Raw genomic sequence first — 11755 nt, 5'->3', positions numbered from 1 at the left:
GGACTATTCGGTGAGCAGGCGCAGGGCTTCGCGGTATTTGGCGGCGGTTTTTTCAATGATTTCGGCGGGAACGCGCGGGGCGGGCGGCTGTTTGTTCCAGCCGCTTTGTTCGAGCCAGTCGCGGACAAACTGTTTGTCGAAGGAGGGCGGGTTGCTGCCGGGGCGGTATTGGTCTTTGGGCCAGAAGCGGCTGGAGTCGGGGGTGAGCACTTCGTCCATCAGGGTGAGGGTGCCGTTTTCGTCGAGGCCGAATTCGAATTTGGTGTCGCAGATGAGGATGCCGCGTGTTTCGGCATAGGCGGCGGCTTCGGTGTAGAGGGCGACGGCTTTTTCGCGCACTTGGGCGGCGAGTTGCGCACCGATGATGCGTTCGCATTCGACAAAGGAGATGTTTTCGTCGTGGCCGCCGACTTCGGCTTTGGTGGAGGGGGTGAAGAGGACTTCGGGCAGCTTGTCGGCTTCGCGCAGGCCTGCGGGGAGGGGAATGCCGCAGACGCTGCCGCTGCGGCAGTATTCCTTCCAGCCGCTGCCGGCCAGATAGCCGCGCACGATGGCTTCGATTTTGAGGGGGGTGAGGCGTTTGGCAACGACGGCGCGGTTGGCAAGGGCGCGTGCTTCGGCTTCGGGGAGAACGTCGTATACTGTGTCGCCGGTGAAGTGGTTGGGCATGATGTGCGCGAGTTTTTGAAACCAGAAGTTGGAAATCTGCGTGAGAATCTCGCCTTTGCCGGGGATGGGGTCGTCGAGGATGACATCGAAGGCGGAGAGGCGGTCGGAGGCGACCATCAGCATCCGTTCGGCATCGATTTCGTAGAGGTCGCGGACTTTGCCGGAGTAGGTTTTTTTCAGGCTGGTGTTGTTCATGCTGTGCTTTCGGTGGGTATTGCGGGGAGAGGAGGCCGTCTGAACGGTTTGGTTTTCAGACGGCCTCGGGCGGTATTTACCTGCCGCTGATTTTGTCGGACAGCGGCACTTCGTGGGGATTGATGCGGGGCGTGTCTTCCTGGCCGAGGCCGACGAGGCGGCGCAGGCGGGTCATGTAGGCGTTTGTGTCCAGGCCTTTGCCGTAACGCTGTGCTTCCCACACGGTTTCGGCAAGGGCTTCCATCATTTTGTGCTCGGCGGCCACCCAGTCGCCGTTGTGGCGGGCGGTGAGGGTTTGGTGGATGGAGCGGATGCCGGGAGGCTGGTCGATGGCGGCCTGCTCTTGGATGGAGAGGTGCAGCGAGAGATGGAGGAAGGGGTTTTCGCGGCCGTTTTCGGGTTTCCACTCGGTGTCGAGGTAGTCTTCGACGTGTTCGAGATAGGGGGCGTATTCCTGATGCGCTTCGACGATGCGCAGGGCTTTTTGTTGCAGGCCGTCGAGGGCGAGTGGGTTGAGCCGCTCCTGCCAGACGCGGGCGAAAAAGCGGCGGACATCGTGGGTGTTTACGTCGTACATGGTGTGTTTGCGGTTGGGGCCGTCCGAACAGGTTTTCAGACGGCCCGAAAGTTGCAGAATCAGCGGAAGCCGCCGCGCCCTTTGCCTTTGCCTTTGCGCTGCTGCGCTTGCATCTGCTGCGCGGCTTTGATTTGCGCCTGCCGGGTTTTGGCGTTGAAAGGCGAGGTGTCTTTGAAGAACTGGTGTGCTTCTGCGGGCGGGCAGTTGTTATTGGCCATGCAGTAGATGAGCACCGCGTCTTTTTGTGCCTGGCCGCCGCTGTTGTACATACGGCGCAGGTCGGCCGGATTGATGCGGCCGCTTTCGGGGTCGATGTTGAAGGATTTGAGGCGGTCGGCAAACTGTTTGCGCTGGCGTTTGATAACCCATACGGCGGCCAGGGCGATGACGGCGGCCGCCAGTACGACGGAGAGCAGGGCAATCCACCAGCGCACGCCGAAGAGGATGAGGATGCCGGCAATCACGGCGGCGATGATCGAGATGCGGATGGCGGGCTGGACAAACATTTTCGGATTCATGGCGTTTCTTTATATACGGTGTGGTACGGGGGCGGATTGTAAACCGAAACAGGCATCCGGCGCATCCTTCTTAACCTTAGATGCGCCACAGGCGGGACGGCGGTTTTTTCAGACGGCCTTTGCATTGCGGCGCATGCGGTTTGCGGTTTGGCGGTCATCGTTGCCCGAACTTTCGGCAAACGCGTGCGTCGCTTAGGGCGACACACCATACGCGGATGCTTGCAGGGTATATGGCGCGGACACGCACGCGCTTGCAGATCGGGGCAGATATTTGGTAGGGCGGTTCATAAAGTGTAGAAACCCCTAGCGTTGTTTACAGTATTTCAAGGAAAATACCGTAAATGAACATCCACAAAAACACCCGCCTCGTCCCACACGACCGCCAAGCCATCTGGCTCGCCTACACACAGAACAAAGAAAGCGTTACTTCCCTTGCCCGCCGCTTTATGGTCAGCCGTACCACCATCTATCGTGTGCTCAAAGCCGCACGAGTCCAATTACTTGTGCCGCAGAACAGCACCAACAACCGCTTCAAGCAGGCCTATTACGGAATGCGCCGTTTGGCCAAAGCAGAACGCGCCATCTAAGAGAAGCTTAAAAAGCAAGCCAAACGCTACAACAAGTCCTACCCGGGCGAAATGGTTCATGTGGACACCAAACGGCTGCCGTTGCTCAAAGGGCAGAGAGTTAGCGACAAACGCGATTACCTGTTTGTTGCCATTGATGACTTCTCACGAGAGCTATACGCGGCTGTCTTGCCCGACAAAACGGCAAACAGTGCCGCCATGTTTCTTAACGACCACGTTATCAAACCCTGCCCGTATCTGATTGAATGCATCTATTCGGACAACGGCAGCGAGTACAAAGGCGCGGCTAATCATGCGTTTGGCGTTGCCTGTTTTGAGAACGGCATCAATCAGAAGTTTACCCGTCCTGCGCGTCCGCAAACCAACGGCAAAGCCGAAAGGGTGATACGGACGATTATGGAGATGTGGCACGACAAACAGCAGTTTGACAGCCCCAGTCATCGGCAGAAAGAGCTGTGCCGCTTTGTGAATTTCTACAATACCGTGAAGCCGCACAGCAGCCTGAAAGGGGATACGCCTTTTGAGGTGTTGCAGGCTTATTTTTCCCAACCTGTTGTGTAAACAACGCTGTTGATTTCTACACATAAAGCAGAATAGAGGCCGTCTGAAAACGGTATTTTCAGACGGCCTCTGACGTTTGTTCCCTCCCCCGCCTGCGGTGTACAGACCGCACACATAGGTAACACCTGTGCGGAGACATAGGTAACACTCTTACCCGTCCCACAGACGGAGAAACCTATACCTTGGAGAACCACTACCATGCCCGAACAACGACACGAATTCGTTACCCTCGCCCGCAAAGACGATGCCAACATCAGCGAACTTTGCCGCCGCTTCGCCATCAGTCGCAAAACCGCCTACAAATGGCTGCCCCGCGACGATATGCACGACCTTTCCCGCCGCCCGCACCACAGCCCCAAGCGCACACCGCTGCTCTTGGAAACGCAAGTGTTGGCGCTGCGCGACCGCCATCCCGCCTGGGGCGGGCGCAAAATCGCCCACCTCTTGCAGCGCGAGCAGGGGATTGCTTTGGCACCCAGCACCATCACCGCCATCCTCCACCGCCATCAACGCATTACACCGCAGGCCGGCGCCGCCGCCACCCCTTGGCTGCGCTTCGAACACGCCTATCCCAACGCCCTGTGGCAGATGGATTTCAAAGGCCATTTTGCGCTGATGCAGGGGCGTTGCCATCCCTTGACCGTGTTGGACGACCATTCGCGCTACAACATTGTGCTGCAAGCCTTGGACAACGAGCGGCGCGCCACGGTACAAAACGTCTTGCACGCAGCCTTTTGCCGCTACGGCCTGCCGGAGCGCATCAACGTCGATAACGGTGCGCCGTGGGGCGGGCAAGGCGGTTTGACCGCGTTGGCGGTCTGGCTGATACGGCTGGGGATACGTTTGACATACAGCCGCCCGGCACATCCGCAGACCAACGGCAAAGACGAGCACTTTCACCGCACTTTGAAAGCAGAAGTCCTGCAGACGCATACCTTTGCCGATTTGGCGCATGTGCAAAGCCATTTTGAGCACTGGCGGCATATCTACAACCACCAACGGCCGCACGAGGCGCTGAACATGGACAGTCCGGCGCAGCGCTACCGTGTTAGTGCCAGAACCATGCCGTCGGTTCTACCGGAGATTGAATACCTGGAGGGCGACATCGTACTCAAAGTACAGCAAGGCGGCTGGTTAAGCCTGAAAGGCCGCGAGATACGGGTCGGCAAAGCCTTGGTCGGCCAACGGGTGGCTTTGCGTGCCGAAGACGGGGTTGACGGGCGGCTTGTGCTGTATTTTTGTCATCACCGGCTGGGCGAAATTGACTTGGATGACTGTTGAGCCGGGTACCGATTTTGTTATGCTGCAACTGTTACCCATGTCCCCGCACATGTGTTACCTATGTCTCCGGTCTGTACACAAATCCCAAGTAGGGTGTGTCGCCTAAGCGACGCACGCGTTCCTTCCCATTTGGAAAATAAGGCCGTCTGAAAATCTGCTTTACAGAATTTCAGACGGCCTTTGCAACCGCGTAGGGTGCTTTGCCGCAGGACATACGCGTTCCAAAAACTTTGGAAAAGGCCGTCTGAAAGCGTTTCCCGCTGTTTGTGAAGCTGAGCTTTCAGACGGCCTCTGCCGTATTTTCCGGCTTATTCGGCCAGCTTTAAAAAATGCTCGCGGTAGTAGCGCATTTCTTCGATGCTTTCGAGTATGTCGTCGAGTGCTTTGTGCGTGCCGCGTTTGACCACGCCTTTGGCTACGGCTGGATTCCAGCGTTTGGCCAGCTCTTTCAGGGTGGATACGTCGAGATTGCGGTAGTGGAAATGCGCTTCGAGGCGGGGCATGTATTTCTGCATGAAGCGGCGGTCCTGATGGACGGAGTTGCCGCACATCGGCGAGGATTTTGCGGGTATCCATGCGGCAATAAAATCCAAAAGCTCCTGCTCCACTCCGGCTTCGGTGTGGTGCGATTCGCGCACGCGCTGCGTCAGGCCGGTGCGGCCGTGGGTGGCGGTGCACCACTCGTCCATCGCGTCGAGGATTTCGTCGCTTTGGTGTACGGCATACACGGGCGACTGCGCCAGTACGTTCAAGTCGGAATCGGTAATGATGACGGCAACTTCGATGATGCGTTCGCTTTCGGGATCGAGTCCGGTCATTTCCATATCGATCCAGCAGAGGTTGTTTGCATTTTGCGCCATAGCGGGCGGCCTTTCGCGGGTTTGAAAAAACGGGCGCGATTATAGCCGAAACCGGTCTGCCAAAAGGAAAAGGCCGTCTGAAAATCCGTTTCAGACGGCCTTTGCGCACAGGCAGACTGCAGGGCAGATGCGGGCATTGTCGAAATGCCCGCATCGGTTGCGGAGGCGGCAGATGCCGCAAACGGTTTGCGCTTTGCGCCGCCCGCTTTGCCGCCGTGTTTTCAGACGGCCTCAATCGGTCAGCGTGCCTTTGGTGGATGGCATTCTGCCTGCCATACGCGGGTCGTATTCCACAGCCATGCGCAGGGCGCGGCCGAAGGCTTTGAATACGGTTTCCGCCTGGTGGTGGGCATTGTCGCCGCTGAGGTTGTCGATGTGCAGGGTCATCATGCTGTGGTTGACGATGCCGTGGAAAAATTCGCCGAACAGATCCACATCGAATTTCCCGATCCACGCGCGGACGAAGTTTACGTTGTACACCAGGCCGGGGCGGCCGGAGAGGTCGAGAACGACGCGGCTGAGGGCTTCGTCGAGCGGGACATAGGCGTGGCCGTAGCGGCGGATGCCGGCTTTGTCGCCCAATGCCTGTTTCAATGCCTGTCCGAGTGTGATGCCGATGTCTTCTACGGTGTGGTGGTCGTCGATATGGATGTCGCCCTTGCAGGTAATGTCCAAATCAATCATGCCGTGGCGGGCGATTTGGTCGAGCATGTGTTCGAGGAAGGGTACGCCCGTGTCGAAACGCCCCTGCCCCGTGCCGTCGAGGTTCAGGGTAAGGGTGATTTGGGTTTCGCTGGTGTTGCGGGTAACGGTTACGCAGCGGCCGCCGTTTTGCGGCACGAACAGCACGGGCAGCGGCGGATGCTGTACGGCGGCGGCATCCGGTGCGGCGGCTCTCGGAGCGCGTTCGGTGTGTTTTCTGTCCATCCAGCCTTTGGGCTTGCCCATGCCCGCTTCGAGCTTGGCGGCCAGCACGCTGGAAATGCCGCGTCCGTTTTCATCATCCTTGGACAGACGGTTTTTAAGCTGGTGCAGCGAAGCGGGGTTGTTGTAGCCGCAGGCGCGGGAAAGTTTGGACACGCTGCCCGCTTCTTTGACCAGACGCAGGAAGTTTTCGGTACGGATGGCTTTTTTATCGGTGGCCATAGTTTTATTCCTTTCAGAAAATGTTGGGTGTTTGAAAAAATATTTGCTGTTTAGCGGCAAACGGTTTGCAGCACGGCGCAAACCCGGCGGTTTTCTTCGGGCGAGCCGACGGTAAAACGCAGGCAGCCCTCCAAAAGCGGATGCGTGCCGTGCAGCTTCTTAATCAGAATGCCGTTTTCTTTGAGTTTGTCGAACACGAAAGCGGCATCGGCTACACGGACGGTAAGGAAATTGGCCTCGCTGGGGAAAACGCACACTCCCGGCAGCGCGGCCAACGCCGAAGCCAGACGGGCGCGCTCCTGCTTGAGCATATCTATCTGCTCCGCCACCCAGCCGTAATGGCGCAGGGCGAATGCGGCGGCGGCCAGACTCAGGCGGTTCATATTGTAGGGCGGCACGATTTTTTCCAATTCGTCCGCCAAAACGGGATGACAGCAGGCATAGCCCAAACGCAGGCCGGCAAAACCGGTTTTGCTCAACGTGCGTAGCAGCACCAGCTTTTCCATGCCGCCTGCCTGCGGCAGGAAGCTGCCGCCGCTGAACGCGCCGTAGGCTTCGTCCACCACCACCACGCCCGGCGCGGCATCGATTACCGCCTGCACATCTTCGCGGGCAAAGCCCACACCCGTCGGATTGTTCGGATAGGCGAGAAACACCAGCGCGGGACGGTGTTCTGCCAATGCCGCCAGCACGGCGGGCAGGTTCAGCGTGAAATCGGCATTCAGCGGCACGCCGACATACTCCATGCCGAACAGCGCGGCATTGTGGCGGTACATTACAAAGCCCGGATCCAAAGCCAGCATCTTCGCGCCCGGCTTGGCCAAAAGCAGGGTCAGAAGCTGGATTAGTTCGTCCGAGCCGTTGCCCAACACAATCCGCGCCGCAGCGGGAATACCGAACACATCGCGCAGCAGCGGCTGCAAGCCGCAGGCTGCGGCATTGGGATAGCGGTTGATTTCCGCTTCCGCCAGCTCCGCCGCCAGCTCCCGCCGTAATGATTCGGGAAAACGGCAGGGAAGCTCCATCGCATCGAGCTTGATAAAGGAAGCGGGCACATCGGCCACAGCATAGGCCGACATCTTCCTTATGTTTTCCCGTACAAGGTTTTGTATTGTATTCATGGGCAAATGATTTCCTTGAGGAATATCATGCGTTTTGCTTCAAAACACAATGTTTTTGCAAACGTCTGCATGAAAAAGGCGATAACATTTCCTGCGCATTATACATAAATATTCGGGAAAAATTAAAATTATATGATATTTTACGCATCACTCCTGCCGCAGCGTGCCGCCCTGCGGTATCCGTTTTGCTTTTTTATAACGGAATAGCAAAAGAAAAACGGAAAAACATTAGCACCGCCGCCGGATATAAAAAGGCCGTCTGAAAATCTGCTTTACGGATTTTCAGACGGCCTTTGTACTGCTGCGAAGAACGCGTGCGTCGCCTGTGGGCGACACACCCTACCCGATGATGCAGGCTGCGGCTGGCAAACCTTAATCCAATACCAACCAAACTCCCTCCTCTGCACTCGCGCGGAAGAAGGGATAGAGGCCGTCTGAAAACAGTATTTTCAGACGGCCTCTATTTCTGTTTTATTCACTGCGGCACCAAATATCTGCAACTGGCTGCAAGCACGTGCATGGCTGCGCCACATCCTGCAACAATCCCGTAGGGTGTGTCGCCCTAAGGCGGCGCACGCGTCCCCTAACTCTCGGCAAGATGCCGACACGGCTCGCAAACGCTAATCCAAACTCCCTCCCCTGCGCCCGCGCGGGGGAGGGTTGGGGAGGGGGCGGTTTGCAGAACCGCTTTCCCGCCCGCTAACGCAGCCGAAACGGCAACATCCCCCACCCTAACCCTCCCCCGCAGAGCGGGAGAGGGGATAAAGGCCGTCTGAAAAGCGCGGCTGCACCACATACCCTGCACATCCCAAGTAGGGTGTGTCGCCCTAAGGCGGCGCACGCGTCCCCTAACTCTCGGCAAGATGCCGACACGGCTCGCAAACGCTAATCCAAACTCCCTCCCCTGCGCCCGCGCGGGGGAGGGTTGGGGAGGGGGCGGTTTGCAGAGCCGCTTTCCCGCCCGCTAACGCAGCCGAAACGGCAACAGCCCCCACCCTAACCCTCCCCCGCAGAGCGGGAGAGGGGATAAAGGCCGTCTGAAAAGCGCGGCTGCGCCACACTCCCTACAACCATTCCGCGTAGGGTGTGTCGCCCAAAGGCGACGCACGCGTTCTCCAATTTTCGAGAAAATAAGGCCGTCTGAAAACATAAGCCGCGTGCGTGGCTGCGCCACACACACTACATAAATCCCACATAGGGTGTATTGCCCAAAGGCGGCGCACGAGCTTCCGCGATTGCAGCAGAAGGCCGTCTGAAAACCGGAATATGGTTTTCAGACGGCCTTTTTATCTTTATATACCCGATACCTGCCGCGTTTAAAAACGGTATTTCAAAGCCAGTGCGAATTCGTTTTGGCGGTAGACGTAAAAATCGGAATTGCTGCGGGATGTGGTGCGTTTGAAGCGCAGCTCGGGATAGATGTTTTTAAACGACCATTTCGATGCGCCGATGGCGGCGGTGAAGATGGTTTGGCGGTCGCGGCGCGGTTCGCCGGCGGTGAGGTAGCTGCCTGCGTCGTAGCGGGCGAGGCGGCGGAGTGCGGCGGCGTTGAAATAGATGCCGTTTTGAAACATTTTGTAGCCGCCGAGGCGGGCGGTGTATTCCTTGCTGCTGGATGCGGCGTAGGGGTATTTGCGGCGGGCGAGGTCGAGGCCGCCGTAGAGGCCGAGGCCGTCTGAAAACGTGTAGCCCAGCCCCAGCCCGCCCGAGTAGAGGGTGTAGTCGCTGTAATACTGCCGCTCCTGTTCGAGGTATTTCACGCGCTTGGCTTCGGCGCGGGCGTTGAGCGACCATTTGGCGTTCAGATTGCGTTCCCAGCCTGCTTCCGCGCCCCATGCGCGGTAGCGGCTGCGGCCGCCGCGATAGTAATGTTCGAAATAGGGGGTAAACGTGAAATCGTCGTCGGCATCGGTGTATTCGTAGCCCGCATACAGCGCGGCGGTGTTTTCGCTGTATGGTTCGGGCGGCTCGGACTGTGTGTCGTCGCGGCGGTATTTCGTGCCGTAGGCGAGCGGGCGCAGCAGCAGGTTGTGGTGGCCGCGCAGCGGGATTTTTTTGGCGGCCACCGCGCTGTATTGCCAAAACGGCGAGCCGACAGGCGCGGGCAGGCTGCGGTAGCTGAAACACTGCCCCATAAACATACCCGCGCATTCGCGTTTGCCGTTGCCCTGGTTGATATTGTCGTTGTAGCCGCCGCCGATGCTGATGCTGCCGTGCCATTGGCGGCGTTGGTCGAGCGATTGGAGGTGGGCCTGCACCATTTCGCGGGTTTCGGGCGGCATTTCGGCGGGCAAAACTTGTTTGAACTGCGCCTGCGATTCGCGGGTTTGGCCGTCTTCGCCGTAGAGCCGTGCCAGTTCCAGGCCAATCCGCACATCGTCGGGCGCGCTTTGGTGTGCGGCCTGCATTTTTTCCAGCGCGGCGGGGATATTGCCCCCGGCGCGTGCCTCCAGCCCTTCGGCCAGCAGCACCAGTTGCGGCTTGTGATCGGGCAGGCGGCGGTAGCGGGCGGCAAATTCCCGCACTTTTGCCCATTGCCGGCCGTCGAGCGCGTAGTAAATGCCCAGTTCCAAATCGTGTGCCGTGTCCGGCACGAGATAGGTTTCGCCGTCGATTTCGATGCTGCCGCTGCTTGGGAGGCCGTCTGAAAAGGCGGCGGCTTCCTGCTGGCGCATTTGCAGGCGCGAGCCGTCGAGCAGCAGGCGGGTGTCGTCGTCGTCGGCGCGGGCGGCGTGGCAGAGCAGCAGGGCACCCAGCAGCAGGAGGTGTTTGTCCATCGGAGCTCCAAACAAGCGGGGAAACCGTGATGCCGCTCCGGTTTCCCCTGCCTGCTTTTTTAATTTGATCAACTATAAAAGGAGTATTTTGAAATCATGAAACGTTTTTTATGCAGCCTTATTGCTTGCGGCCGCCGAAGGCGATGTCGTCGGTTCTGCCTGCTTTGCGTGTGGCGATACCTGCCATCGCTTCCGCGCCTTTGCCGAAGAATCGGCCGTTCATGCCTTGCGCTGTATCGGAGAACTTGCCGTTGGCATTGTCGATTGTGGCTTTATCAAAGCTCAACCTGTCGCTGCCGCGTGCAATCGCGCCGCTCATTGTTCCATCTTTCCCAGTACCGAACTTGGCCGTTACCTTGCCGCGATAGAAGTCTTCCTTGCCCGGGGTGTGCTGGTTGATACCCACCACATCATAGGTAACGCTGGCCAGGCCTTTGGTGGCTCCGGTCGGATTGTCGCCCGCATACCAAACAGTGTGCTTGGCATCTTTCAGGTTCAGATCGGTGCTGTTCTGCACCACCGCACCCGCTTTGCGCGGAGCCCATTCGCCGAAGTACACGCCGCCGCTGGAAAGGTTTTTCACTTGGCCGATTACCAGGCCGCCGAATTTCGGCGCAATGGGCAGCCTCGGATTGCCAAGCTGGCGCACGGAATAAACATCGACATTTTGGGCGCGTTTTTCATACCACACCTGTCCCAAAGTATCGTTCATAAAGAACCCCGCAACGCGGTTGACATCTTTCACAGTCAGGTAGGTGGGCGACTTCGTGCCGTCGGCATTGGCGGTAAAGTTGTTGCCGTTGATGGCTTTGCCGCCGTATTTTTTGTTGATGTGCTTGACCGGGCCGTCGCCGATATTGATGCGGATGGAGCTGTTGTTAATCTGCAAAGCAGCTTTTCCTGCGCCAAACGGGATCGCGGTCGATGCATCTTCTGTATTAACGGAGTTTTTATCCGAAGATTCGCCTTTTATTGGAGCTGCGGCGGCAAAAGCGGATGCGGTCAGAGCCAGAGTGGCGGCCAACAGTTTCATTGGGGTGCTCATGATGAGTCCTTTCGTTAAGGATGAGGAAAGAAAGGCTGTTGTCGAAACCAGCCTGCGGTTTTTGCGCGGGGCGCAAAACTTGCGGCAGGTTTGTGTTTCCGAGAGGCGGCCGCTTGTTTTTTCAGACGGCCTTTATTGTCGCATCCGCCCGGCAAGGCGGGATTTGTAAAATTTGCCGGGGTTTGCGGCAGCCTAGTGCCAAGCTGCCGCAACTCTGCTTTACTTATGGCTGCGGATGATAATCCTGTGTTTTCTGTTTTACAAGTATTTTTTTCGATTTTTTTTTGTAAAGGATGCAATTGTGTAAAGATTGCACATTGAAAACAAATATGAAAATTTCAAGCATGGTTTATTTTTTATGTTTTTTCAAATTTATAGCCGGCTATGCACCCGATAGCGATACTATTTCCGTCATCTC

The 11755-nt window shown here is 57.7% G+C and carries 9 protein-coding genes and 1 pseudogene; 2 read left to right on the top strand and 8 right to left on the bottom strand.

Annotation, left to right across the window (positions count from 1 at the left end; translation table 11 throughout):
• Nucleotides 1-3: 3 nt before the first annotated feature.
• The 3 genes from DYE40_RS11480 to DYE40_RS11470 all read right to left on the bottom strand — a co-directional run bounded on the left by DYE40_RS11480 (nucleotide 4) and on the right by DYE40_RS11470 (nucleotide 1959).
• On the bottom strand, nucleotides 4-864 hold the full coding sequence (locus DYE40_RS11480; RefSeq protein WP_115309220.1) for a phosphoribosylaminoimidazolesuccinocarboxamide synthase: 861 nt from the start codon (nucleotides 862-864) through the stop codon (nucleotides 4-6).
• Nucleotides 865-940: 76 nt separating this feature from the next.
• Nucleotides 941-1441, bottom strand: coding sequence for a DUF1841 family protein (locus DYE40_RS11475; protein WP_115309219.1), 501 nt, complete (start codon nucleotides 1439-1441; stop codon nucleotides 941-943).
• Nucleotides 1442-1500: 59 nt separating this feature from the next.
• Complete coding sequence (locus tag DYE40_RS11470) at nucleotides 1501-1959, bottom strand: hypothetical protein (protein ID WP_115309218.1); 459 nt, start codon at nucleotides 1957-1959, stop codon at nucleotides 1501-1503.
• A gap of 341 nt (nucleotides 1960-2300) precedes the next feature.
• Between DYE40_RS11470 and DYE40_RS13320 the strand changes: the two are divergent.
• Together DYE40_RS13320 and DYE40_RS11460 are read left to right on the top strand one after the other, a co-directional pair.
• Nucleotides 2301-3133 (top strand): annotated as a pseudogene (locus DYE40_RS13320) (integrase core domain-containing protein).
• A gap of 151 nt (nucleotides 3134-3284) precedes the next feature.
• Nucleotides 3285-4388, top strand: a complete 1104-nt coding sequence (locus DYE40_RS11460) for an IS481 family transposase (protein WP_425451197.1) — start codon at nucleotides 3285-3287, stop codon at nucleotides 4386-4388.
• A gap of 308 nt (nucleotides 4389-4696) precedes the next feature.
• Here DYE40_RS11460 and orn read toward each other — a convergent pair whose 3' ends face one another.
• From orn to DYE40_RS11430, 5 genes are all read right to left on the bottom strand, one after another.
• Nucleotides 4697-5248: an oligoribonuclease gene (gene orn / locus DYE40_RS11455; RefSeq protein ID WP_115309216.1), complete on the bottom strand. Its 552-nt coding sequence runs from the start codon at nucleotides 5246-5248 to the stop codon at nucleotides 4697-4699.
• Between the two features lie 231 nt (nucleotides 5249-5479).
• Nucleotides 5480-6394 carry an imidazoleglycerol-phosphate dehydratase HisB gene (gene hisB, locus DYE40_RS11450; RefSeq protein ID WP_115309215.1) on the bottom strand — a complete coding sequence of 305 codons (915 nt, stop codon included), beginning with the start codon at nucleotides 6392-6394 and terminating at the stop codon, nucleotides 5480-5482.
• A 50-nt stretch (nucleotides 6395-6444) separates the two neighbouring features.
• Nucleotides 6445-7515: a histidinol-phosphate transaminase gene (hisC, locus tag DYE40_RS11445; RefSeq protein ID WP_115309214.1), complete on the bottom strand. Its 1071-nt coding sequence runs from the start codon at nucleotides 7513-7515 to the stop codon at nucleotides 6445-6447.
• 1316 nt (nucleotides 7516-8831) lie between these two features.
• Nucleotides 8832-10292 carry a surface lipoprotein assembly modifier gene (locus tag DYE40_RS11435; RefSeq protein ID WP_115309212.1) on the bottom strand — a complete coding sequence of 487 codons (1461 nt, stop codon included), beginning with the start codon at nucleotides 10290-10292 and terminating at the stop codon, nucleotides 8832-8834.
• 118 nt (nucleotides 10293-10410) lie between these two features.
• Nucleotides 10411-11337 carry a Slam-dependent surface lipoprotein gene (locus DYE40_RS11430; protein ID WP_115309211.1) on the bottom strand — a complete coding sequence of 309 codons (927 nt, stop codon included), beginning with the start codon at nucleotides 11335-11337 and terminating at the stop codon, nucleotides 10411-10413.
• Nucleotides 11338-11755 lie beyond the last annotated feature (418 nt).

Source organism: Kingella potus (genome assembly GCF_900451175.1).
Lineage (GTDB): Bacteria > Pseudomonadota > Gammaproteobacteria > Burkholderiales > Neisseriaceae > Neisseria > Neisseria potus.
Note: the sequence above shows the minus strand (reverse complement) of the source record. Positions and strands in the feature narration are given on the sequence as shown.

Coding starts and splice junctions, on each gene's coding strand:
- DYE40_RS11475 (WP_115309219.1), bottom strand. CDS start 1,441: ATGTACGACGTAAACACCCACGATGTCCGCCGCTTTTTCGCCCGCGTC.
- DYE40_RS11470 (WP_115309218.1), bottom strand. CDS start 1,959: ATGAATCCGAAAATGTTTGTCCAGCCCGCCATCCGCATCTCGATCATC.
- orn (WP_115309216.1), bottom strand. CDS start 5,248: ATGGCGCAAAATGCAAACAACCTCTGCTGGATCGATATGGAAATGACC.
- DYE40_RS11430 (WP_115309211.1), bottom strand. CDS start 11,337: ATGAGCACCCCAATGAAACTGTTGGCCGCCACTCTGGCTCTGACCGCA.
- hisB (WP_115309215.1), bottom strand. CDS start 6,394: ATGGCCACCGATAAAAAAGCCATCCGTACCGAAAACTTCCTGCGTCTG.
- DYE40_RS11435 (WP_115309212.1), bottom strand. CDS start 10,292: ATGGACAAACACCTCCTGCTGCTGGGTGCCCTGCTGCTCTGCCACGCC.
- hisC (WP_115309214.1), bottom strand. CDS start 7,515: ATGAATACAATACAAAACCTTGTACGGGAAAACATAAGGAAGATGTCG.
- DYE40_RS11480 (WP_115309220.1), bottom strand. CDS start 864: ATGAACAACACCAGCCTGAAAAAAACCTACTCCGGCAAAGTCCGCGAC.